This window comes from Nocardia sp. NPDC004340 (assembly GCF_053602575.1).
In genome coordinates, this window is sequence record NZ_JBSGDW010000005.1 from 253,111 (window position 1) to 276,712 (window position 23,602).

At 67.9% G+C, this 23,602-nt stretch carries 21 protein-coding genes; 7 read left to right on the forward strand and 14 right to left on the reverse strand.

Going from position 1 to position 23,602, the window contains the following annotated elements:
- On the forward strand, positions 1 to 825 hold an 825-nt coding region (locus ACWEOI_RS22240), incomplete at its 5' end, for an Ig-like domain-containing protein (RefSeq protein ID WP_452360830.1).
- 61 nt (positions 826 to 886) lie between these two features.
- Positions 887 to 3,478 (forward strand): FHA domain-containing protein, encoded by a 2,592-nt coding sequence (locus ACWEOI_RS22245; protein ID WP_452360831.1) that lies wholly within the window; start codon positions 887 to 889, stop codon positions 3,476 to 3,478.
- Between the two features lie 476 nt (positions 3,479 to 3,954).
- Here ACWEOI_RS22245 and ACWEOI_RS22250 read toward each other — a convergent pair whose 3' ends face one another.
- Both ACWEOI_RS22250 and ACWEOI_RS22255 read right to left on the reverse strand, forming a co-directional pair.
- Positions 3,955 to 4,587 (reverse strand): hypothetical protein, encoded by a 633-nt coding sequence (locus ACWEOI_RS22250; RefSeq protein WP_433667313.1) that lies wholly within the window; start codon positions 4,585 to 4,587, stop codon positions 3,955 to 3,957.
- An 80-nt stretch (positions 4,588 to 4,667) separates the two neighbouring features.
- Positions 4,668 to 5,192: a hypothetical protein gene (locus ACWEOI_RS22255; RefSeq protein WP_452360832.1), complete on the reverse strand. Its 525-nt coding sequence runs from the start codon at positions 5,190 to 5,192 to the stop codon at positions 4,668 to 4,670.
- Positions 5,193 to 5,476: 284 nt separating this feature from the next.
- Here ACWEOI_RS22255 and ACWEOI_RS22260 point away from each other — a divergent pair, with 284 nt between their 5' ends.
- On the forward strand, positions 5,477 to 5,707 hold the full coding sequence (locus ACWEOI_RS22260) for a hypothetical protein (protein ID WP_452360833.1): 231 nt from the start codon (positions 5,477 to 5,479) through the stop codon (positions 5,705 to 5,707).
- A gap of 44 nt (positions 5,708 to 5,751) precedes the next feature.
- Positions 5,752 to 5,955: a hypothetical protein gene (locus ACWEOI_RS22265; RefSeq protein WP_452360834.1), complete on the forward strand. Its 204-nt coding sequence runs from the start codon at positions 5,752 to 5,754 to the stop codon at positions 5,953 to 5,955.
- A gap of 14 nt (positions 5,956 to 5,969) precedes the next feature.
- Here the strand turns inward: ACWEOI_RS22265 and ACWEOI_RS22270 are convergent, their stop codons facing one another.
- The 9 genes from ACWEOI_RS22270 to ACWEOI_RS22310 all read right to left on the reverse strand — a co-directional run bounded on the left by ACWEOI_RS22270 (position 5,970) and on the right by ACWEOI_RS22310 (position 17,639).
- Positions 5,970 to 9,206, reverse strand: a complete 3,237-nt coding sequence (locus tag ACWEOI_RS22270; RefSeq protein ID WP_452361062.1) for a protein kinase domain-containing protein — start codon at positions 9,204 to 9,206, stop codon at positions 5,970 to 5,972.
- 94 nt (positions 9,207 to 9,300) lie between these two features.
- The gene (locus ACWEOI_RS22275; protein WP_452360835.1) at positions 9,301 to 10,461 is read right to left on the reverse strand and encodes a zinc-binding dehydrogenase; all 1,161 of its coding nucleotides are present in this window, start codon (positions 10,459 to 10,461) and stop codon (positions 9,301 to 9,303) included.
- 170 nt (positions 10,462 to 10,631) lie between these two features.
- Positions 10,632 to 11,621, reverse strand: coding sequence for an alpha/beta hydrolase (locus ACWEOI_RS22280; RefSeq protein WP_452360836.1), 990 nt, complete (start codon positions 11,619 to 11,621; stop codon positions 10,632 to 10,634).
- 79 nt (positions 11,622 to 11,700) lie between these two features.
- Entirely contained in the window at positions 11,701 to 12,753 is a 1,053-nt protein-coding gene (locus ACWEOI_RS22285) for a helix-turn-helix domain-containing protein (protein ID WP_452360837.1), read from the reverse strand.
- Positions 12,738 to 13,373, reverse strand: coding sequence for a TetR family transcriptional regulator (locus ACWEOI_RS22290; RefSeq protein WP_452360838.1), 636 nt, complete (start codon positions 13,371 to 13,373; stop codon positions 12,738 to 12,740). The genes ACWEOI_RS22285 and ACWEOI_RS22290 overlap by 16 nt, the downstream gene beginning before the upstream one ends.
- Before the next feature lie 122 nt (positions 13,374 to 13,495).
- The gene (locus ACWEOI_RS22295) at positions 13,496 to 14,002 is read right to left on the reverse strand and encodes a hypothetical protein (protein ID WP_452360839.1); all 507 of its coding nucleotides are present in this window, start codon (positions 14,000 to 14,002) and stop codon (positions 13,496 to 13,498) included.
- Positions 14,003 to 14,128: 126 nt separating this feature from the next.
- A complete protein-coding gene (locus tag ACWEOI_RS22300) occupies positions 14,129 to 15,118 on the reverse strand; it encodes an oxidoreductase (protein WP_452360840.1) in 990 nt (329 codons plus the stop codon).
- 153 nt (positions 15,119 to 15,271) lie between these two features.
- On the reverse strand, positions 15,272 to 16,453 hold the full coding sequence (locus tag ACWEOI_RS22305) for an acyl-CoA dehydrogenase family protein (RefSeq protein ID WP_452360841.1): 1,182 nt from the start codon (positions 16,451 to 16,453) through the stop codon (positions 15,272 to 15,274).
- Positions 16,446 to 17,639 carry an acyl-CoA dehydrogenase family protein gene (locus ACWEOI_RS22310; protein WP_452360842.1) on the reverse strand — a complete coding sequence of 398 codons (1,194 nt, stop codon included), beginning with the start codon at positions 17,637 to 17,639 and terminating at the stop codon, positions 16,446 to 16,448. The genes ACWEOI_RS22305 and ACWEOI_RS22310 overlap by 8 nt, the downstream gene beginning before the upstream one ends.
- A gap of 243 nt (positions 17,640 to 17,882) precedes the next feature.
- On the opposite strand from ACWEOI_RS22310, the gene ACWEOI_RS22315 reads away from it, so the two are divergent.
- Genes ACWEOI_RS22315 through ACWEOI_RS22325 form a run of 3 tightly spaced genes read left to right on the forward strand, consistent with a single transcriptional unit; the run spans position 17,883 to position 19,585 of the window.
- Positions 17,883 to 18,341 (forward strand): MaoC family dehydratase N-terminal domain-containing protein, encoded by a 459-nt coding sequence (locus tag ACWEOI_RS22315; RefSeq protein ID WP_452360843.1) that lies wholly within the window; start codon positions 17,883 to 17,885, stop codon positions 18,339 to 18,341.
- Entirely contained in the window at positions 18,338 to 18,739 is a 402-nt protein-coding gene (locus ACWEOI_RS22320) for a MaoC/PaaZ C-terminal domain-containing protein (RefSeq protein WP_452360844.1), read from the forward strand. Before ACWEOI_RS22315 ends, ACWEOI_RS22320 begins: the two co-directional genes overlap by 4 nt.
- 15 nt (positions 18,740 to 18,754) lie before the next feature.
- Positions 18,755 to 19,585 carry an SDR family NAD(P)-dependent oxidoreductase gene (locus ACWEOI_RS22325; RefSeq protein WP_452360845.1) on the forward strand — a complete coding sequence of 277 codons (831 nt, stop codon included), beginning with the start codon at positions 18,755 to 18,757 and terminating at the stop codon, positions 19,583 to 19,585.
- Positions 19,586 to 19,652: 67 nt separating this feature from the next.
- On the opposite strand, the gene ACWEOI_RS22330 is transcribed toward ACWEOI_RS22325, so the two are convergent.
- From ACWEOI_RS22330 to ACWEOI_RS22340, 3 genes are read right to left on the reverse strand one after another with little or no spacing between them, the layout of a single operon-like run.
- A complete protein-coding gene (locus ACWEOI_RS22330) occupies positions 19,653 to 20,528 on the reverse strand; it encodes an SDR family NAD(P)-dependent oxidoreductase (RefSeq protein ID WP_452360846.1) in 876 nt (291 codons plus the stop codon).
- A complete protein-coding gene (gene acs / locus ACWEOI_RS22335) occupies positions 20,528 to 22,492 on the reverse strand; it encodes an acetate--CoA ligase (RefSeq protein ID WP_452360847.1) in 1,965 nt (654 codons plus the stop codon). The genes ACWEOI_RS22330 and acs overlap by 1 nt, the downstream gene beginning before the upstream one ends.
- Positions 22,489 to 23,481, reverse strand: a complete 993-nt coding sequence (locus tag ACWEOI_RS22340) for an alpha/beta hydrolase (protein ID WP_452360848.1) — start codon at positions 23,479 to 23,481, stop codon at positions 22,489 to 22,491. The genes acs and ACWEOI_RS22340 overlap by 4 nt, the downstream gene beginning before the upstream one ends.
- Between the last annotated feature and the right edge of the window lie 121 nt (positions 23,482 to 23,602).

Below are 23,602 nucleotides of genomic sequence, written 5' to 3' on the forward strand. Positions count from 1 at the left end.
ACGGTCACTCCGGCAGCGGCGGGTGGCACGGTCCAGTTCGCCGATGGCGCAACCGTGCTGGGGACCGGTCAGGTCGATGGGACCGGGACCGCCACTCTCCAGTGGACGCCCTCGGCTGCCGGGGCGCACACGCTGACCGCGACGTTCTCGGGGCGTGACGGTGTCACCGGATCCAACACGACCGCACAGGCGGACGTTGCCGCAGCCGATGTCGCTTCCACCACCACCTTCAATCCGGTGACGGGCGCGAAAGTCGGTACCGCGACCACCCTCACAGCCAAGGTGACTCCCGCCGCGGCGGGTGGCACGGTCCAGTTCGCTGACGGCGCAACCATTCTGGGGACCGGGCAGGTCGACGCGACCGGTACCGCGACCTTCCAGTGGACGCCCTCGGCCGCTGGGGCGCACACGCTGACCGCGACCTTCTCGGGGCGTGACGGTGTCACCGGATCCAACACCACAACGCAGGTGAACGTCGCTGCGGCCGACAGCAATTCCACCGTGACCGTCAACCCGGTCACAGGAGCCACCGTCGGTACCGCGATCACCCTGACGGCGAAGGTCAACCCCGCAAACGCGGGCGGCACCATCACCTTCACCGACGGTGGCACCGTCATCGGCACCACCGCCCAGGTCGGCGCTGACGGCACCGCCACCATCACGTGGACCCCCACCACCGCCGGTAGCCACATCATCACCGCCGACTACTCCGGCAACGGCACCGTCAACGCGTCCACCACCACCGCCACCATCACGGTCGCACCCGCCGGAGGCACCGGCACCGGCACCGGCAGCTCCCTGCCCGGCAGCCTCGGAAGCCGCTGAACAAAGCTGTCGCGGTGTCTGTTTCCAGCCGGTGCGGCCGGGGACAGACACCGCGGCAGCGATGGGTAATACCGGCTGTCGGGCGGTGAGGCGGTTCTGCATCCGGACGACGCGACTCGCTCGAGTATTTCCGATCCCATCGGTACTCGGCACTCGGCCCGGCAGTTCGGCAGGGTCGTATACTCCCCTTATGGCGGATTTGCGGTCCTCCACAGAATTCCCCGAGTCGCCTGTTCTCGTGGTGCAGACGCGAGAACACGTTTATCGGCTGCGCGCCGGGGGTGTGTACAACATCGGCCGCGATCCGACCGCCGACGTTGTTGTCACCGATCCGCGTGTTTCGGCCGTGCACGCTGTGCTGGAGCGTGGATCGAACGGTTGGGAAATCGAGGATGCGCACAGCCTGAACGGCACCTTCTTCGACGGTCAGCGCGTCGAGCGGATGCTGATCGACCACGACGAGACGTTCCAGCTGGGGCATGCCAAAGATGGTGCGCAGCTGTCCTGCTCGCTGGAATCACCCAACCCCGCTCCCGAGCCCGAACCCGATGACGACTTCGGCGGGGACACGATGGTCGTCCCCAATCCTGGCTATGACTTGGACGATGAAGCCACGGTCACCCTGTTCGAGCCGGGCCTGCCCCGCCGAGTGTCGCGGACGTCGCCTCCGGCTACCGAGCCCACCGCGGTGGTACGGATCGTCTCGGGCACGCTCCGGATCGGGCGCGCCGCCGACAACGACATCGTCGTGCCCGACCTCATGGTGTCTCGCCATCACGCCGAACTACAGGTGATCGCCGAAGGCGAATATCGAGTCGTCGACCTCGACAGTCACAACGGCACGTACGTCAACGGCCACCGGATCGAGACCGCGGACCTGTCCGAATCCGACCTGATCGGCATGGGACACACCACCTACCGGCTCGTCGGCGACGAACTGCGCGAGTCCGTCGACACCGGTGACATCTCGGTCTCGGCCCAGAACCTCATCGTGCGGACACCGGAAGGCAAAGTGCTGCTCGACGATGTGAGCTTCCCCATCGCGCAGCGCTCACTCGTCGGGGTCATCGGACCCAGCGGAGCGGGCAAGTCGACACTGTTGGGCGCGGTCACCGGGATGCAGCCCGCGACCGAGGGGACCGTCCGCTACGACGGACGCGACCTGTACACCGACTACGACGAGCTGAGACACCGGATCGGGCTGGTTCCGCAGGAGGACATCCTGCACAACCAGCTCCCGACGCGACGCGCCCTGCTCTACGCGGCCGAGCTGCGCTTCCCCGGTGACACCCGCAAGGAGGAGCGCGAGCAGCGAGTCGACGAAGTCCTCGAGGAACTCGGCTTGTCGCGGCATGCGGACACCCGCATCGATCGACTCTCCGGCGGGCAGCGCAAACGGGTGAGCGTCGCATTGGAACTGCTGACGAAACCGTCGCTGTTGTTCCTCGACGAACCGACCTCCGGCCTGGATCCCGGCCTGGACAAGACGGTCATGGAAATGCTGTCCGAACTCGCCCACGACGGGCGGACCGTCATCGTCGTCACCCACAGTGTGGCGAATCTCGATTCCTGTGACCGCCTCCTGGTTCTCGTGCCCGGCGGCAAGCTGGCCTATTACGGACCGCCCGCAGAGGGGCTGCAGGAGTTCGGGCAGCGCACCTGGGCCGAGGTGTTCCAGGCATTCGACCGGGACGAGGACCGCGACTGGGCCGGTGAGTTCCGGAACTCCCCGCGCTTCGAGAACTACGTCGCTGTCGGGCTGACCAACGACACCGGACCGGCGGAAGTACACGCACCGGCTCCGCCGCCCGCGCGGCAGTCCAAGCTCAGCCAGCTCAGCACACTGTGTCGGCGGTATCTCGCGGTAATCGCCTCGGACCGCAGTTATCTGGCGCTGCTCGTCGTGATGCCGCTGCTGCTGGGCGGTTTGATCGCCGCGGTGCCGGCGGGCGCGGGTTTCACCGGGGCCCCGGGAACCAACGAAGATGCCTCCACCAAGCTCATGATCTTGGTTTTCGGTGCCTGCTTCGTCGGCACCGGCAACGCGATTCGCGAGATCGTCAAGGAACAGACGATCTACCGCAGAGAACGCGCGGCAGGACTGTCGGCCGGGGTCTATTTGATGTCGAAACTGCTGGTCTTGGGTGTGATCACCATCCTCCAGACGGCGGTGTTGTTCTTGATCGGCGCTATCGGCACGAGTTTCCCGCCGAGCGGGATATTCACGTCGGTCCAGCTGGAGATGATCTTGGCCATGGCGATGCTGGGCATCGCGTCGCTGACGTTGGGCCTGCTGGTGTCGGCTTCGGTGAGCACCTCGGAAAAGACACTGCCCCTGCTGATCGTGCTGTCGATGGCGCAACTGGTGCTCACCGGCGGGCTGGTGCGGCTGCCCGGCACGCCCGTTCTGCAACAGCTGTCCTTCGTGTCGCCGTCCCGTTGGGGCTACGGCGCTGGAGCGGCCAGTATCGACCTCGATACCCTCACGCCGCACGAAGGCGGGCCCGACCCGCTGTGGAAACACACCATCGGCACCTGGCTGCTCGATATGGGAGTCCTCGCCGGTCTCGCCGCGATCTTCCTCGCGCTGGCCTGGTATCGCCTGCACCGGATGCAGCCACGGCGGCGCGGTGCCCGTCCCGCTCAGATGTGAGCTTGCTCCAGGCTCTTGCTCCAGGGTGACTGAACCGTGCGCGGTCGCGGCTGGGTGGCCCGTCGCTTCGTGTGACCCCGAGTGGAGGTACTGACCAGTGTCCACCACTATTCAGGGTCGGTGCCACCAGTTACGGCTGAGGAAACTGCTAGCTACCTTTGAAGAGGAAGTCCTTCCTCGGAAAATGGTGCAAGGAGTTGATCAAATGAAAACAAGAATCGCCGGGACCGTAGCCGCGACTGCAATCATGCTGTCGCTGGGCCTCGCCGGAGCGTCGGCGGCGTCTGCCAGCGAACCGCAGGCTACCCCAGTGGACGGATCGGTCGGCATCTGTTTCACCTTCCCGTTGCCAGGATCCGCAGACTTGGTTTGGTGCCTCTGAGGAAGAGGCTCGGAGAAAGGCGTCCCGCGGCGTCGCATGAGAAAGGCCCGGTCCAGCAGGACCGGGCCTTTCCGGTGGCAACGCCGTGTGGCGGTCAGAGCGTGCCGTTCTCGATGTCCCGCTTCAGTGCAGCCTGGTACGCCTGGTGGGAGGAGACGCCGTTGCTGACGGTGAAGTTGAGCAGCAGGGGGTTGGAGCTGAAGGTGATGTGTTCGTTCACCGAGGTGGTGCCGTTGCCGTTGTCGGTGAACGTCACCTTCTGATGCGTGATGACACCGGGGGTGTCGTAGCTGTCGGTGAGGTAGTACCGGTCGGCCGGGAAGAGGCGCTGTTCGGCCTGGGTTTTCGCGGGGTAGTCGACCGAGCCCATCGGGACGTTCTCCAGCGCGGTGAAATCGATGGTCGTGCTGACGCCGTCGGTGCAGGTGCGGTGGGTGATGATGTCCTTGAGGAACGGGTGGCGGCCGATGTCGTTGCGCAGGTTCGAGTAGACCGTCCACACCTTGTCGATCGGGGCGTTGATGGTGATCGGCAGGTCGACCGTGCGCGAGGCGGAGCCGGAGGATCCGCTCTTCTCCGAGGCCTGGTACGACGCCCAGCCGGTCTGCCAGCCGGCGGTGTACGAGTTCGGGGTGTCGGTACAGGTCGGTGCGGAATCCGCCTGCGCTGCCGGTGAACCCGTCGCTGCGAACGACAGGGCCATTGCGCATCCCACAAGATATTTCACGGCCGGACTGTAACGTGTTCTTGCGATGTTCGCTCGCGCCGTCATGGATTCGAGACCGACCGGCAGGATCGTGCGGCGGATCACCGGCCGATCGGCCGCCGGGCGTCGAGCTGCGCGCGGTCCGCGGCGGCCCGTCCCGCATCCCAGCCCTCGGCGCTGCGGATGGTGATGCCACGATTGCGGGCCTGCGGAAACAGCGCGTCGAAGGCCGCGTCGACGGCGAGCTGATGCGAGGCCAGCACCGGCAGCAGCCGTTCGGAGTCGGGTGATTCGGCGATGGTGGCCGCGGTGGCCGCCGCGAGCCGCTCCCCGATGCGGGTGGCGTAGGCGACCAGGAACGATTTGCGGAAGATCCGGCTGCGCGCCCCGTCGTCGGGGGTGTCCTGCCCGCTCGCGATCATCGCCCGGGTGGCCTGCACCAGCAGCGAGGTGGTCAGCAGCTCGATGGCCTCCAGATCCGCGTCGTCCCCGACGATGGTGACGAACCCCCACTCGGAGGCCACGATGGCGCGACTGCGATTGCCCTTGGCGACCACGTCCACCAGCAGCGCCTTCGCATCGACGTACGGGGTGTCGAGCCAGATCCGCCGTCCGGATGCAGCCACGGCGGCGCGGCGCCCGCGCCGCTCAGATGTGAGCCTCCTGCCCTCGGCGGCTTCTATCCCCACGAGGGTGTGCCGAGAGCAGGTAGCGAGTAGGTAGATCTCCCGTCGCCCGAGCGGCCGTCTCCCGGAGAAAGTGGTGGGGACAGGTCACGCCACCAGCGGACGGGACAAGCATGGATGCACGGAATCACCAGCGGGGGCGCGATGCGTTCTGGGTTCGCTCGGCGCTGAGTCAATTGGAGCGTCTCGCGTACGGCAGGTCGATCGAGCCGGAGTCGCGAGTAGTGATCGAATTCGCGATCCGCTGGGCGCCGTTCGGTGGCGCCGGTCCCGGCGAGCTGCTCGTGGCATTCGGTGTCGACCGGCGGCGGTTCCTGAACCTGCTCGAAGAAGGGTTGCGGACGCGGCAATCCGACAGCTCGGAGGAGCGGTGGTCCAAGCAGCGGCTGTCGGAGGCGGTGACGTCGGCGTGGCGCGCGGATGGTCGTGCCACGACCGGGGACCGTCGATGGTGACAAATACCGGGGAAGCCTGGTTCCTGTCCCCGGACGATGTGCACGTGCGGATCTGGTTGGGCGGGAAGGCGTTCGACTACCGGGCGACCCTGGCCGCCGCGCTGAACTTCATCCACGATTGTCGCCGGAGATATTGGTGCGCAATCGAATTGAAGATGCACGAGATCGAGGAACCGCTGCCGGAAACGCGGCTGCCGAATGAACGATTGTTCCTCGATCCGGAACCTGTTCGGCCCGTTGGACGATGATGGAGCCGGCGGGTTCAGGATCGGCCGTGCTCGGCCGCCCAGTTCGCGATCTGTAAGCGCGAGGTGAAGCCCAGCTTGGTGAGGATATGTTCGACGTGGCCTTCCGCAGTGCGCTGGGCGATCACGAGTCGATTGGCGATCGCCCGGTTGGACAAGCCCTGGGCAACGAGTTCGGTGACCTGGAGCTCACGTTTGGTCAGCGTGCCGCCGGGACCCTGAGCGGGTGTGGAAACGCCGGATTGCTCGCGAAGCGCGAAGGCCACAGCGGAATCGAAGGTCATCGCCGCGCCTTCCCGGCGGCCCGCCTCGAACACTCTCGCCCCGAGAACCTCCCGGGTGCGGCGCTCGCAGTCCTCGCGGTGCACGAGCAGAACGGGAAAAACGAACGCCGAACTGCCGGCCACGCTGACCAGCGTGTCGGCGGCGCCCATCAGCACAGCCGCGCGTCGATCAGGATGCTGCGCGGTCGTGACCCAAGCCAGGGTCTCGGTACAGGCCGCGGCGACCAGCGGATCCGCCGCCCGCCGGGCCAACCGGATGCCCTCCTCGAGCAACCGCACGGCGCGGTCCGGCTCGCCTTCGCGCCACGCCGTGTACCCCGCTGCCCACAATGCCCAGGACCGGAGCATGGTTTCGTGAGCGGATTCGGTGATCGCCAGCACCTGCTCGAAGTATCCGGTCGCCCGCGACGTGTCACCCAGGATCGCGCAGGACCATCCGAGCGAGATCAGCGCATCCAATTGCCGGGGGAGCTCACCGAATGCTTCGTAGATCTCGACGGCGTCGGCCACCAGGTCGCGCGCGTGGTCCACGTCGGCGTCGCCCATCATGAGCAGGTTGTTTCCTTCAGCGTGAGCGAGCAGAGCCGTCACCACCGGGTCGGTGGTCCGGTCGGCCAGGCGCCTGAGTTCCGTCAGTTTGTCGGTGGCGTCGGCGAAGTCACCCTGCAGCGTGGCCATTGCCTCGGCGGCATGGAGTGCCTTGGCGTGATCAGTAGCCTGTGTTCCGGTCGTGTGCGTGAGTGCGCGAGCGAACCAGCGGCGACCCTCACTGAGCCGTTCGCGCATCAACCAGAAGGGGTAGAGGGCGTTGGTCATCCGCAAGGCTGCTTCACTCGCCTCGGACACCGCGAACTCCAGTGCGCTGCGCAGGTTCGGCAGTTCTCGCTCCAGTCTGGAGGCCCACTCCAGCTGGTGCGGTCCGATCCATTCCACCTCTGCTCGCAGCGCGAGACGAAGAAACCAATCCTGGTGTCGCCGAGCGGAATCCAGGTATTCGCCGCCGTCCTCGGCCTTCCTTCTACCGAACTCTTGGACGGTCTCGAGCATCCGGAAGCGGACAGTTCGATCGGCTTCCTCACGGATCAGAATCGACTTGTCGACCAGTGCGGACAATGAGTCGAGCAATTCCGATTGCGTCAGGTCGCTTCCGCAGACCTGCTCGGCGGCGTCGAGCTCGAAACCGCCGGCGAAGACCGACAATCGGGTCCACAACCGTTGTTCGTCCGGCGTACACAGGTCATAGCTCCAGCCGATGCACCAGGCCAGCGTCTGTTGCCGCATCGGTGCACCGCGATGCCCGCGGGTCAGCAGACCGTAGCGGTCGTCGAGCCGAGCCAGAATCTGCTCGGGCGACATCGCGCGCAGCCGGGCCGCGGCGAGTTCGATCGCCAGCGGGAGCCCGTCCAGCCGAGCGCAGATCCGGACCACGCAAGCCCGGTTGCCGGGGGTCACCTCGAAGCCGGGCACCACCGCGGCGGCCCGTTCGGTGAACAAGGCCACGGCGTCGTCACGAGCGGCTCTCAGTGCCGGCGTGACCGCTGGATCGGGCACTGCCAGCGGGGGCACCGCGAGCACCGATTCTCCGCTGACATCGAGAGCCTCACGGCTGGTCGCCAGAATCCGCACGCGCGGACAGGCTCGGAGCAGCGAGTCGCTCAGTGTCGTGACCGCGTCGATCACCTGCTCGCAGTTGTCCAGCACCACCAGCAGGTTGCGTGCGGACAAATACCCGGTGAGCACGTCGAGCATCGGGCCGGCCCCTCGGCTGCGGAGGCCGAGAGCATTGGCGACGACGTCGACCAGCAGTGCCGGATCCCGCACATCGCTCAGCTCGACCAGCCACACGCCGTCGGTGAAACGATTCTTCACCTTCTGCGCGACACGCAGTGCCAGCCGCGACTTACCGACTCCGCCGATCCCGGTCAGCGTCACCAGCCGTGACCCGGCGAGCAGGTTCTCGATCTCGACCATCTGGGTACGGCGACCCACGAAGCTGGTCAACTCGAGCGGCAGATTCCTGACGCCGCTCGAGGCCGTGGCCGCCGGTGTCGCCACTGCCAAGGAGTCGGCTCCGGGCTCGCCTCGCAGGGGCATTCGGTCGACGAGCAGACCATTCCGGCGCTGGACCTCCCGGAGTTGGTCTCCCAACATCGCGGCGGTGGGACGGTCGAGCGGGTTGCGCGCCATCGCACCCTCGATCAACACGCACACGTCCTCGGGAATGTCGTTGTCGCGCAGATCCGGAATCGGTTGCTGGGTGATCCGCAGAAATTGCGCGACCACCTGTTCACCGCTGCGTCGTTCGAACGCCGCATGGCCGGTCAGCGCGCAGAACAAGGTGGCCCCCAGCCCGTAGACATCCGCCGCCGGGCTCGGGACTTCCCCGCTGAGCACCTCGGGCGCGGTGAAAGCCGGAGAGCCGGTGATCGTGCCGCTGGTGGTCTCGAACCCGCCGGTGATGTGAGCGATCCCGAAATCCGTCAACGCCGGTTCACCGTAGTCGGTCAGCAGAACGTTCCCCGGTTTGATATCGCGGTGCAGAACGCCGGTGCGATGCGAAGTTTCGAGTGCGCCGGCGATCTTCACCCCGAGGCTCAGGACCTCCGACAGCGGCAACGGGCCGTCACGATGAATTCGCGTCTGGAGCGAGCCACCCGAGTGGTACGGCATCACCAGGTAGGGGTGGCCGTTGACGGTGCCGACCTCCAGCATGCCGACGATGTTCGGGTGTCCGGTCAACCGGCCCATCGCACGCTGCTCGCGCAGGAATCGTTCACGGCTCTCGTCGAATTCCTCGGTCAGCACCTTCACCGCCACCGTGCGATCCGCACCGACCTGGTGACACCGATATACCGCCCCGAACCCACCCCGCCCGATCTCCTCCGCGTCCTCGAAACCGGCAGTCCTCAGCTCCGTGATGACATCGACGCCGACATCACGCTGGGTCTTGCAGGGATCGTTCTCGACCATCGGATACTCGTGATCTACCAGCGGGCACCAGCCAGAATATCTCCATCGGCTGTGTTCCGGACCATGATGTTCGGACGCCGGCGCCAGGCCCCGGTCAGGGGATGGTGGCCGGGCTCGCGGGGTCGATGAGGATCTTGGCGTGTTCTTCGGGGTTACCGAGGGCGGTGAAGGCCGCGTCCACACCGGAGAGCCCGACGGTTCCGGTGATGAGGGGCGCCGGGTTGACATCGCCGTCGGCGAGCATGTGCAGGGTGTCGCGGAATTCGCCCGGGTCGTAGCCGGTGGAGAAGCGGATGTCGATCTCCTTGTTGATGGCCATCCCGGGATGGAACGTGTCGGCCTCGAGGCAGGCGCCGACGACGATCAGCTTGCTCATCATCGGCACGTCAGCGAGCAGCCGGTCGATCATGCCCGGCACGCCCACACATTCGAAGACGATCGGGCCCGAGGGGGAGACGCCCAACTTGTGCGCCGCGCGAAAGGCGTACCACCACGGCGCATTCGGGACCCGGCGCAGCTTCTCCATGGTGTCGAAACCGAGGTTGAGCAGGTCCGGGACATTGGTGAGCCGATTCGGGTACGGGGAGGAGGCGAACGGATCGGACTCGCGCGGATCGACCACCACGTCCGCGCCGCACTGGACGGCCAGCTCCCGGCGCCGCGGCGAGTAGTCGGAGGCCACGACGGAGCGCACTCCGGCCGCCTTCAACATCGCGATCACGGCCAGTCCGATCGGGCCGCAGCCGATGACGTAGGCGTTCTGCTTCTTCCCGATCCGACTGCGGCGCACCGCGTGCCAGGCGACCGCCATCGGTTCGGTCAGCGCCGCGTGCGCCGGCGGCAAGCCGTTCGGCACCGCGAACGTCATCGACTCCTGCACGACGATCTGCTCGGCGTACCCGCCCGGCACCTGGGTCGAGGTCCCGATGATCTGGACGTCCTTGCCGTCGCGGCACATCGGCATCGCCACCACCGGGGTACCCGGCTTCCAGCGGCGCCGGGTGTCGCGACCGTATTCGACGACCTCCCCGCAGAATTCGTGACCGAAAACGACTTTGTCTTCGTGCCGCGGCATCTTGTCGTAGCCGACGGTCGCGGCCATATCGGCGAGCTCGTCACTGTGGACGCGCGCGTGCAGATCCGAACCGCATATCCCGCAACGGGATACATTGATCAGAACTTGACCCGGTCCCGGTCGCGGATCGGGAACATCGGTGACTTCCAGTTTTCCAGAGCTACATACGACTGCCTTCATGAAACGCAGCGTATTGCTTTCGCGCCGACCGGATCACCCGCCATTCGGCGGGATATGGACGTTGTTCTCACCGGGTTGGCGGGTGCCGCCGCATTCGCCGGAATACGGTTGTGCCACCGGCGGAATCCGCCGGTGGCACAATTCGATCGGATGAGAATTGCCGCGCGCGATCAGCGTTTCAACGCGCGGCGGAAGAACGCGGTCCGAGTCGCGAACGAGGACTGGGCGATCGCCGCCGGCGCGATGTTCTCGAAGCCGTGAAATCCACCGCCCCACATGTGCAGGTCCACGCTCACCCCGGCCTGGCTCAGACCCAGCGCGTAGGCGATGGCCTCATCGCGAAAGCCTTCGGCGGAACCGATATCGATGAAGGTCCGAGGCAGCCCCGACAGATCCTTGGCGCGCGCGGGGGCCGCGTAATAGGAGACGTCCTCGGTGCCGCGGCGATCGCCCAGCAGCGCCGTCCAGCCGTACAGATTGCCGTTGCGGTCCCAGGTTCCGTCGTCGTCGAGCATGCGGGAACTGTGGGTCTCGAACCGGTCGTCGAGCATCGGGCAGACGAGCACCTGATGGCTCACTTCCGGGAAGCCCGTGTCCCGCGCCATCAGCGTGATGCCCGCGGCCAGTCCGCCGCCGGCGCTGGTTCCCGTGACGATGATGTGCGATGGATCGATGCGCAACCGCGCGGCGTTCTCGGCGCACCAGCGCAGGCCGTCATAGCAGTCGGTGATCGGGGCGGGGTCGGGATGTTCGGGCGCGAGCCGGTATTCGATCGACGCGACGACCGCGCTGCCGACCGCCACCAGTGCGATGAGGTCGTCCAGGCCCAGATGGCGTCCGCCCGCGACCATCCCGCCGCCGTGAACGTAATAGATCAGCGGCCACGGTCCCCGTCCCTCGGCGGGCGTGAGGACGACGAGGGGGAGCTCGGCGTCCGCGGTCGTGATGGTCAGTTCCTCGACCTGGACCCGGCCGCCCACGGTCAGATCGACCGGTTCGCGGCCGGGCACCGCCGCCTTGGTGATCTCCCGGACGAGCTCCAGGGTGTCGTCGCCGAGCGCGGGTGTGGCGGCTCGGATCGCGGCGAGTCCGGGAACCAGTTCGGGATCGTAGGGCGGCCGCACCGGTGCGGGGCCGAAAGACAATTCGTTCTGAGTCATTGAGACCTCCTTCGGCCTCCAGTGAACCGGCCGGATGAGGCCGGTCACAGCCGCCAACCCGGCGCGACTACCACCTCGATCACCGACAAACGGCGGTCACGGGCTGCGGTGCACCGTGCGGGCGCTCGGCGGCCATCGCGATCCGCCACAGCATCAGCGTCGTGCTCGCGCGCGCGTATCCATCGCTGCTGAGCGGGGTGTATCCGAGTTGCCGTTCGAGCCAGTCGATCCGCTGCCGCATGGTCGAGTGGTGCAGATTCTGCAGGCGGGCGGCCTCGCGAATACTGCTGTGGCTCAACACCGCCTCGATGGTCGGAACCACCCACGGCCGCTGCGCCTGCAGCTCGACCACCCGGCGGACATCGGGTGCGCGCGCGGCGGTATCCGCGTCGACGCTCTCCACGACGGTGGCGATGCAGCCGAGCTGGTCGTATCGCACATGCGTGGGCTCGCCGGTGGTGAGATCGATGGCGATGCGCAGCGCCGTGCGGGCGTACTGCCATCCCAGATGGACTTCGGCGCCGGCACAGGAATGGATCCCCGCGGCGATATCGAGCGGGATCGTGTGCGGGGGCATCGACGCGGGGAACAGGTTGATCTGATGCTCATCGAGGACGAGCCCCGGGGGCAGGTGCCGCGCATTGGCCAGATGGGTGGCCACCACGGTGACCGCCGACCCCAGGCCCAGCTGCCGCAGTGCGTTGTGCCGGTCGGCGGGGGAGGCGTCCGGATCACACGCGATGCGGGTCGCGGCCACCGCGGGGGAGGTATCGCGAGTCTTCTTGACCGAGTGCAGGCTGCGGGCGAATCGTTCGAGAATCAGGTGGTCCAGCGGCCAGAGCGGACCGTCCCGGTCGAGCCAGACGGTGATCTCCTCGAAGCGCTCGGTCTGGCGGGACGCGGTCCCCGCACCGACATCGGAGATGGTGCGGCCGGCCGCGTCGACACCGACTCGAAGGCCGCGCTCCGGATCCTCCAGCCCGACCGGGCAGTCTGCCAGCGCCGCCGCCGCCCGGAGCATGGCCAGCGCCGATGACCGCTGATCGACCAGCGTGTCGAAATGCTCGATCACGCGCAGGGCTTCCGCCGCTCCGCCGTCGATCGTATTGAGCTTGACTATCCACTCCCGCACGGACGGACTCCTCGATCCTCTGGCACGGCCGCCGGGAACAGGCCCGCTACGGCGGCGACGATCGCGGCGCGGCGCGCCGCATTGGATGGGTCGCGGACCTGTCCCTCGGCGAGGTCGACGACATCGGGCTGCTCGGCCCAGGACAGGGCGATCTGATTGACCAGGACCATGACGTCGATCGGGTCCCACGCCGGATCGATGCGGCCGGCCAGCTGCGCCTGGCGCACCTGCTCCACCCCGCGTCGCACGGTCTGCCGCACGGCTACCTGGAAAGGATCGTCAGGAGTCTCGTTGCCCGCGACATCCAACCGGCCCCACTGCATCAGGCGCAGATGGTCGGGGTGGGCGATGAAGTAGTCGTGCACCCGTCCGGCGTAGCCGGGCAGGTCGGTCGCGTCCAGGCGGGTGGCGTCGGTCATCGCGGTCAGCTCGCGTTCCGCGACGAACCGGTAGAGCTCCTGCTTGCTGCGGAAGTACGCGTACAGCCGTTCCTTGCTCGACTTCGCCCGGCGGGCGATGCGATCGATGCGGGCCCCCGCCACGCCGTACTGGGCGAACTCGTCGGTCGCGGCGGTGAGGATGCGGTCGAGAGTCGTATCGGCGCCGGTTGGAGTGGTCACGCTCACATCATACCAAACCGAACTGTTTGGTATGGTCGGTTGTCCGGGAACTTCCCGGCGCGGGACAGCTCTCGGGTCCACCACCCAGCCGTGGGGGCCCGAGAGCCGTCGTCGCCGCTGGATCAGTGACGCGGGTTGGCGGCGTGCTCCGCCGCTCGATCCAGTCGCGGCACGGGCGGCGGGCTCTTGTCCTCCAGCCGGGACACTCCCGGGATGTCGCCGAAGTCGGGTCCGAGCATCTCGGCCATCGCCTTCGCGAAGGTGGTGTCCATGTACATCCGCTCGCCGGAGATCCGATTGCCCTCGAAGGCCATCACGACAAAGTAGCGACCGGTGACACGGCCCTCTTCGGTGTCGAAGTACACGTAGGCTTCGCGGCACAGTTCGTTGTCGGAAATCGCATGAACTCGCTTGTCGGCCCAGATGTTCCGCTTGTCGCTGCCGGGGAGCATGCGCGCGTATGTTTCGCGAACGGCGTCCCTTCCCTCGATGTGCCATCCGAGGGTCGGGAGCTCGTACACCGGATTGTCGACAAGCGTCGCCAACGTTGCATCGAGATCGAGATTGAACTCGGCCATCTCATGAATGGCGAGCACCTCTTCCATCTGCTGCAGAGTGAATTTCTCCATTGATTTTCAGTCCTCTCCACTGAGCTCGAAACCGGCCGAGACACTGGCCGGTCCGCGAGAATTCGTCGTAGCCGACGGTGCTTGCTGCCCGACGGGAGCGGTCACCGTGGGTGCAAGCCGGGGCCGCTACAGTCGCACGATCGTCCGGCCCTTGACCGCGCCGCCGAGAATCGCGCCCGTGACCGCCGGCACCTCGTCCAGGCCGATCTCGTGAGAAATGCTCTCCGCCAGGTTCTTCGGTTTCAGGTCCGTACCGAGGCGCAGCCACACCGCGGCCCGCACCTCCGCCGGGCACATGACCGAGTCGATCCCCAGCAGGTTGACGCCGCGCAGAATGAAGGGCAGCACGGTGGTCGCGAGCATCGGGCCGCCGGTCAGGCCGCAGTTCGCCACCGAGCCGCGGTAGCGCGTGGTGCGCAGCAGATACGCGAGGGTGTCGCCGCCCACCGGGTCCACCCCGGCCGCCCAGCGCTCGGCTTCCACGGGAGCGCCCTGCGCGGAAACCTCGTCGCGGCCGAGGATCTCGGTAGCGCCCAAGCCGCGGAGAAAGTCGTGTTCCTCGGTCTTGCCGGTGCTGGCGGAGACCTCGTAGCCGAGGCCGGCGAGCATGTTCACCGCCGTGCTGCCGACGCCGCCGGTCGCGCCCGTGACGAGCACCGGGCCGTCGCCCGGCTTCAGGCCGTTCTCCTCCAGTCGCTGAATCGACAGCGCCGCGGTGAATCCGGCCGTGCCCAGCGCCATCGCCTCCTTCAAGGTGAGGCCCGGCGGGAGCGGCTCCAGCCAATCACCGCTCAGCCGCGCGTATTCGGCGAAGCCGCCGAAGTGTGAGATGCCCAGCTCGCGGCCGATGGCGAGCACCTCTTGGCCGGGCGCGAAGCGCGGGTCGCTCGACTCGACGACGGTGCCGGCGAGGTCGATGCCCGGCACCATCGGGTACGAACCCACGACGGGGCTCTCGGGAAGGCAGGCGAGGCCGTCCTTGTAATTGACGCTCGAGTACCGCACCCGCACGGTGACCTCGCCGGCGGGCAGGTCATCGAGCGTGAGCTGCTGCACGCCGGCACTGAAGCCGGCGTCGCTCTTGTTGACAACGAAAGCGTTGAAGGACTGGGACATGACACCTTCCTGGATCGGATCGCATTCAGAGACCTTGTTCGGCAGCGGCGAGCTCCCGGACCGGCAATGCGACCGACTTGATAGATTGATCTACTAGAGCGTAGACGCAGGTCTCCCGCCTCGTCAACGGTCGGACCGCGATCGCCACGGGGTTCATCCCGTCGCGACCGGGAGTTCGAATTCGGGCGTGGCGGAATCGAATACGAGCTCGGCGATCCGGTCCCGGTGATCCTCGGCGCTACCCAGCAGTGCCGCGTCGGTGAACGCGCGCTTGAAGTACAGGTGCGTCCGGTGTTCCCAGGTGAAGCCGATGCCGCCGTGCACCTGGACGGTGTCGGCCGCGATGCGGGTGAATGCCGCCGAGCAGGTCGCCTGCGCGATCGACGCCGCGAGTTCCCCGTCATCGCTTCCGTCCTGCAGCGTCCACGCGCCGTGGTACGCCGCCGAGCGGGCGTGCTCCTGTTCGACGAGCATGTCGGCGAGCCGGTGTTTGACGGCCTGGAACGAACCGATGGGCCGGCCGAACTGCAGCCGTTCCTTCGCGTACGCGACGCTCAGGTCCAGTAGGTGCTGGCCGCCGCCGACCTGCTCGGCGGCCAGTAGCACCGCGCCTACGCGCAGCGCGTGCCGGCAGACCAGGTCCGTCTCCGCCGGGGCCGCGAACAGCCGGGCCCGAGCGCCGGAGAAGCGGACCGTGGCCTGTGGCCGGGTCAGGTCCAGCGTGGACAGCGGAATGCGCTCCACCGCAGGCTCATTGGCGTCGACCACGAAAAGTGCCACCCCGTCCGGGCCGGTCGCGGCGACGAGCAGGTCGTCCGCGGCGCCGGCGTCGACAACGCGCTCGACGGTTCCGGAGATGGTCCACTCGTCGCCAGAACCCGTGGCGCGCACGGTCACGGCATCGGCGGCGAAGCGACCGGCCCGGTCCGGGACGGCGAAGGCCGCGGTCCGAACGCCCGCGACGAGCGGGCCCAGCGTCTCGGCGCGCACCGGACTGTCCGGCGCGGCGACCAGCGCGGGGATGGACAGTGCCAGGGTGCCGAGAACCGGTCCGCAGCACAGGGCCGCGCCGAGTTCCTCGATGGCGATCGCGGCGTCGACGAGGCCGCCGCCCGAGCCGTCGAGCTCCTCCGGCACACCGAGTCCGAGCACGCCGAGCTCGGATCCGAGTCTGGCCCAAGCCTTCTGGTCGAAGGGCGGCGAGGACTCCATGAGCCGCCGCACGGTCGCCTCGTCGGAGTGCTCGGCGCAGAAGCGTCGCACCGCGGTGCGCAGCTCCTGCTGTTCCGGGGTGAACGCGAATTGCTCGCTCGGAGTCGGGTTCTGGTCAGCCACGGGGCACCTCACGCCAGGGTCGTCCGGAGTCGGCGCGCAGGTCGCCGGGCAGGCCCAGGATCCGCTCGCCGAGAATATTGCGCAGCACCTCGGAGGTGCCGCCTTCGATGGTGTTGGCGCGCGAGCGCAGGAAGCGCTGCTGCACGGGGCCGAGTTCGTCGTCGCCGGGGCCCGTGTCGCGCATGGTGTAGTCGCCGTAGAGCAGGCCCTCCGGTCCGAGCAGGTCCATGCAGAACTCGTAGATCCGCTTGTTCAGCTCGGCGCCGACGAGCTTGCCGATCGACCCCTCCGGGCCGGGGCCTCTGAGGGTGGCGGTGGCGCGGGAGCGCTCGGCGGTGAGTCGCTGCGCCTCCGAACGCAACCAGAGCTGCGTGAGGTGGTCGCGCCGCACTGGGGTGTGGCGGTCCGGGCGCTGCGCCCACAGCGCGACGGCGTCGGCGATGGTGCCGTCGCCGCGCCGGGTGCCGCTCGCGCCGATCGAGCTGCGTTCGTTCATCAGCGTGGTCATCGCGACCTGCCAGCCCGCGCCGATCGCGCCCAGCCGGTGCGCGTCGGGGATCCGGACGTTCTCGAGATAGACCTCGTTGAACTCGGCCTGGCCGGTCATCTGGCGCAGCGGGCGGGTTTCGACGCCCGGGGCGCGCATGTCGACCACGAAATAGGTGAGGCCCTGGTGTTTCGGGACGGCCGGGTCGGTGCGGGCGAGCAGCAACGCCCAGCTCGCGCGGTGCGCCAGCGTGGTCCACACCTTCTGCCCGTTGACCACCCAGTCGTCACCGTCGCGGACCGCCGACGTCGCGAGGCCGGCCAGATCGGAGCCGGCGCCCGGTTCGGAAAACAGCTGGCACCAGATGTTCTCGTTGGTCGCGAGCGGACGCAGCCAGGCGCGCTTCAGCTCCTCGGTCTGGGCGTGCTCGTAGACGGTCGGCGCGGCCATGCCGTAGCCGATGGGGTTCAGGCTGAACGCCGCTGGGGCGCCCGCCGCCTGGAAGATCGCGTCCGCGACGGCTTGCAGGCCGCGCGAGACGCCCAGACCGCCGAGGCCCTCGGGAAAGTGCACCCAGGACAGGCCCGCGTCGAAGCAGGCCCCGGAGAATTCCGGGAGGGGAACGGATCGGGGATCGTGCTCGCGCACGACCTCGCGTGCGGCGGCCGCCACCCGGGCGGATTCGACATCAATGCTCAACTTCGGCTCCGGTGATCACGGCGTGCTTGCCGGAAAATCGCATGGGGTTCCCTTCGTGGGTGTGACCGGGGAGTGACGGAATCGCTCTAGATAGAGTGATCTAATAAGACGTACGCTAAGGCGCGCCTCCGACCGTGTCAACGGGCGATCCAGCCCTTCCGGTCCGAGCGAACGACGAGTCTCCGCATCCGAAGTCGATGCAGATCGGTGGAACGAACCATGACAGAGCAGGTGGACTGAACAGTGCCGATAGATACCGTCGCGGCTCTCGAGCTCCCGATCGACCCGATCACCGTCCACGTCGAGCGCGGCCGGCTCCGACTGTTCGCCCGGGCCATCGGCGAGACGGACCCGCTGTATACCGTTGTGGCGGTGGCCCATCAGGCCGGCCATCCCGACCTGCCGATTCCGCCCACGTTCTTCTACAGTCTCGAATTGGAGACCCCCGATCCGTTCGGATTCCTCGAGGCGCTGAAGGTGGATCTGCGCCGGGTGCTGCACGGTGAGCAGTCGTTCGTGCACCATCGGCAGGCCTACGCGGGTGACACGCTCACCCTCCGTCCCCGCATCGTGGACGTTTACGGCAAGAAGGGCGGCGCGCTGGAATTCCTGGTCAAGCAGACCAGCATCAGCCGCGGCGACGAGCTGGTCGCCGAGATGAGCAGCGTGCTCGTCGTGCGTCATCCGGAGTCGGCGAAGTGACCACGACGCCAGAGGTTTCGCCGGGAACCGAATTGCCGCCGCTGGAGGTCGCGCCGATCTCACGGACCACGCTCGCACTCTTCGCCGGCGCGTCCGGCGATCATAATCCGATCCACATCGACGTCGACGTCGCGCACTCCGCGGGCCTGGACGACGTGTTCGCGCACGGCATGCTGTCGATGGCCTACCTGGGGCGGCTGCTCACCAATTGGGTTCCACAGCAACGGATTCGCTCCTGGAGCGTGCGCTTCGCCGCCATCACCCCGGTGCACGGCCGCCCGACCTGTACCGGGCGCGTCGTCTCGGTGCGGAACGGCGTGGCCACGCTCGCGCTGACCGTCGCACTGGCGGACGGAACCCCCACTCTGATCGGCGACGCCGTCGTCGATCTGCACTGAAAGGAATTGCTGCACATGGGAAAACTCGACGGCAAGGTTGCGATCGTCTCCGGCTCCGGCCGGGGTATCGGCCGTGCGATCGCGGTCAAGCTGGCCGAGGACGGCGCCGCTGTCGTGGTCAACGACCTGGATCTCGAACCGGCAGAGCAGACGGTGGCCGCGATCGAGTCGGCAGGCGGCCAGGCGGTGGCCTGCGTCGGTAGCGTGACCGACGAGGATTTCGCCGAGCGCTTCGTGCGCACGGCCGTACAGTCCTTCGGCGGGTTGGACATCATCGTCAACAACGCCGGCTACACCTGGGACAGCGTCGTGCAGAAGATGACCGACGAGCAGTGGGACGCCATCCTCGACGTCCATCTCAAGGCGCCGTTCCGGATCCTGCGCGCCGCGCAGCCGGTGATCTCGGCCGCGGTGAAGCAGGCCCGGCAGGCCGGTGCGGCGGTGCCGTGTCGCAAGGTCGTCAATATCGCCTCGCTCGCCGGGGTCGGCGGCAATGCCGGACAGGCCAACTACGCCGCCGCGAAGGCGGGCGTCACCGGCCTGACCAAGACGCTCGCCAAGGAGTGGGGCCGCTACAACGTCACGGTCAACAGTGTGGCGTTCGGGCTGATCAAGACCCGGCTGACCGAGATCCCCGCCGGCGGCGACGCGACCATCGACGTGGCGGGCAATCAGATCAAGGTCGGCGTGAACCCGGACCTGTTGTCGGACATGGAGCGTGGCATCCCGCTCGGCCGGGCCGGCACCCCGCAGGACGCCGCGGGTTCGGTGTACCTGTTGTGCATCCCGGAATCCGACTACGTCAGCGGTCAAACCCTGGTCTGCGGAGGCGGATTCATGATGTGACCCCGCCGATGCGGCGCGGGCCGCGAAGTGGAGGGTCTCCACTTCGCGGCCCGCACCGCTGTCCGGGTTACGACGCGATCGGGTTCGCACCGCGCACCAGCATCTGCGCCGAGACATCGGGTCCGTGCCGGCCGTCGAATTCGGTGAACGCGCGCGCGATCTCGCGATGCACTCCGGCGACGAGCGGCTCCCACTCGCGATGGGTGACGATCAGGAACTGCCGGTCCACCATCGCCTCGACGACCTGCTCGCCGACCCGGTCGGGGTCGGCGCCCAGAGCGAGCATCTCGCCGTTGCGCGCGATGACGGAGGCGTCGGGATCCCGGCCGAGCAGCATCGCCTGCGCCGCCTCGGCGGTCGTGTTGATCCTGGTGGCCACGGTGCCGGGACACAGCAGGGAGACGCCGATCTCGGTGTCGCGCAGTTCGTCTCGCAACACCATGGAGAAGCCGACGCTGGCGAACTTCGACGAGACGTAGGCGCCGACCGTGGCCATCGGCACCAGACCCGCCATGGAGGCGGTGTTCACGATGTGCCCGCGACCGCCGCGGCGCTGGAAGCGCGGCAGGAAGGTCGAGACGCCGATGAACTGCGCGTCGGTGTTGATCCGGTGGACCCAGCGCCAGATTTCCAGGGGTGTCCGATCGATCGGCCCGCCACCGTTGACGCCCGCGTTGTTGCACAGAATCGAGATCGGCCCGAGGGCCGCCTCGGCGTGCTCCGCGGCGGCCTCCCAGCCGTCGGGGTCGCTGACGTCGAGCTCCACGGTGGTGACAACGCCCCCGGCGGCGGTCAGCTCGGCGGCGGCCGCGCCGAGCCGGGCGCGGTCGATGTCGGCGAGCGCGACCCGCGCTCCCGCCGCGACGAGTGCCCGGGCGAGGCCCAGTCCGATGCCCGACGCACCGCCGGTGACGAATGCCGCTTCTCCTGCGGGCCAGACCATCATGTGCTCCTGACTTCGAAAGTGCCCGAGCGCCGGACGGTTTCGAGGACGCTGGGGTCGACGAGGGTGGAGGTGTCACCGGGTTCGCGGCCTTCGGCGGTGTCCCGCAGCAGGCGGCGCATGATCTTGCCCGAGCGCGTCTTGGGCAGTTCGGGCACGACGGTGATCGCGCTCGGTTTCGCGATCGGCGAGATCTCCAGGGTGACCAGGTTGCGGAGCTCGGTGACCAGGTTGTCGACGGCGTGCTCGCCGCCGGTGCGGAGCACGACGAACGCGACGATCGCCTGCCCGGTGGTCTCGTCGGCGGTGCCGACCACGGCGGCCTCGGCGACCGCGGGATGGCCGACCAGCGCGGATTCGACTTCGGCGGTGGAGATCCGGTGGCCGGAGACGTTCATGACGTCATCGACGCGGCCCAGCACCCGCAATGCGTGATCGGAGTCGTAGCGGGCGCCGTCCCCGGCGAAGTACCAGCCCTGGTCGGCGAACCGCGACCAGTAGGTCTCGCGGTATCGGTCCGCGTCGCCCCAGACGCCCCGCAGCATCGCGGGCCAGGGCTGGTCGAGGACCAGGTAACCGGCTTCGCCCGCGGTGACCGGTTCGCCGTTGTCATCGACGACGGCGGCGCTGATTCCGGGCAGGGCGGCCATGGCCGCACCCGGTTTGGCAGCCGTGACGCCGGGCAGCGGGGAGATCATGATGGCGCCCGTCTCGGTCTGCCACCAGGTGTCGACGATCGGGCAGCGGCCACCGCCGATGACCTCGTGGTACCACCGCCAGGCTTCGGGGTTGATCGGTTCCCCGACCGACCCGAGCAGCCGCAGCGAACTCAGATCGTGGCCGTCGGGGATCTCGCGGCCCCATTTCATGAAGGTGCGGATCAACGTTGGTGCGATGTAATAGGTTGTGACACCGTATTTTTCGATGATCTGGAAGTGGCGGTGCTCATCCGGGGTGTTGGGTGTGCCCTCGTAGAGGACCGTGGTGGCGGCGTTGGCCAGGGGTCCGTAGACGAGGTAGGAGTGGCCGGTGATCCAGCCGATGTCCGCACCGCACCAGAAGACGTCGCGGCCCTCCTTGTGGTCGAACACGTAATGAAAGGTGTAGGCGGCCTGGGTCAGATAGCCGCCGGAGGAGTGCACGATGCCCTTGGGGCTGCCGGTCGTGCCCGAGGTGTAGAGCAGGAACAGCGGATGCTCGGCGGGGAAGGCCTCGGGTTCGTGGGTGTCGGACGCCGCGCCGACGGTGTCGTCCCACCACACGTCGCGACCCTCGACCCAGTTCAGCTCCGGGTCGTGGCCGGTGCGACGCACGACCAGGACCTTGCCGACCGAAGGCGCGGCGGTCGAGCCGCTTCCGAGCGCGGCGTCGACGTTCGCCTTCAACCCGGCGGGCAGCCCGCGGCGGTACTGCCCGTCGGTGGTGATGACGAGTTTGGCTGCGGCGTCATCGATTCGGGAACGCAGCGCGGCGGACGAGAAGCCCGCGAACACCACCGAGTGGGTCAGTCCCAGCCGCGCGCACGCCAGCATGGCGACGATCGCCTCGGGCACCATCGGCATGTAGATGGCGACCCGATCACCGGCGGTCAGCCCGATCGAGGTGAAGTAGTTGGCGGCCCGGCACACCTCGCCGAGCAGCTGCCGATAGGTGAGATCGCGGCTGTCGCCGGGCTCGCCGACCCAGTGGATCGCCACGCGCTCGCCCTTGCCCGCGGCCACATGCCGGTCGAGACAATTGACCGCGACGTTCAGGGTGCCGTCGGCGAACCACTTCGCGAACGGGGCATCCGACCAGTCCAGCACCTCGGTGAAGTCGGTCGCCCAGTCCAGGCGGCGGGCCTGCTCGGCCCAGAACCCGAGCCGATCGGCCGCGGCCTGGTCGTAGAGCGCCGCGCCGGTATTCGCCTGCGCGGCAAAGGTTTCGGATGGCGCGTAGACCGCCGGTGAGGAATCGCCGGTCATCGTTCCAGCGCCCGGCGAATGAACTCGTCGCGGACCGCGAGGGACGCCTGGGTGACGGCCGGCTGCCGGATGCCGATGTCGAATCCGTGGAACCCGCCGCCCCACACGTGGAGGTCGACATTGACCCCGGCCTGGGACAGGCGCTGGGCGTAGTCGACCGCCTCGTCGCGGAAGCCCTCGACCGACCCGACATCGATGTAGGTGCGCGGCAGGCCGGTCAGATCCTCGGCGCGCGCGGGCGCCGCGTACGGGCTGACATCGTCGGTGCCCCGGCGGTCGCCGAGCAGAGCGGTCCACGCCCACAGGTTCTCGTTGCGATCCCACACGCCTTCCCGGTCGAGCATCTGCGCGCTGTGGGTCTGCAAGCGGTCGTCGAGCATCGGGCAGCCGAGGATCTGATGCGTGAGCGCGGGGAAGTCGAGGTCCCGGGCCATGAGGGCGACGCCCGCGGCCAGATTGCCACCGCCGCTGAACCCGATGGCGATGATGTGGTCGGCGTCGATTCGCAGCAGGTTCGCGTTCTCGGCGGCCCAGCGCAGACCCGCGTAGCAGTCCTCGACCGGGGTCGGGTGCGGATATTCGGGGGCGAGCCGGTACTCGATCGACGCCACGACCGCACTGCCCTCGGCGACGTAAGGGAGCATTTCGTCGAGCGCGCTGTAGCGGTTACCGGAAACGACTCCGCCGCCGTGGATGTAGTACAGCAACGGCCACGGGCCCGTTCCGGTCGCCGGGGTGAGCACGGTCAGATTCAGTTCCTGATCCGAGCCGGGGATCATCCGCTCGTCGACGCGGACCTTGCCGCCCACGGTGAGGTCGGGTGCGGGCCGGCCGGGCAGGCCCGTGGTCGACAGTTCGCGGACATCGGCCAGGGTGTCGCCGGTGAGCCACGGAATGCCGGACCGAAAGGCCTGCAACACGGGAGCCAACTCGGCGTCGAACGGTGGCCGGGCAGGAATGCTGCCCGTGAAAGGGGTGGTCTGGGTCATGGATTCAGTGAATCCGGCGGGGCAGTGCCGTCGTAGCCACCAAACGACGTGATTGCCGCGCGAAACATCCGCCAGTTGGCGGTGTGGCTTTCAACTGTTGACGAGGCGGGAGACCCGCACT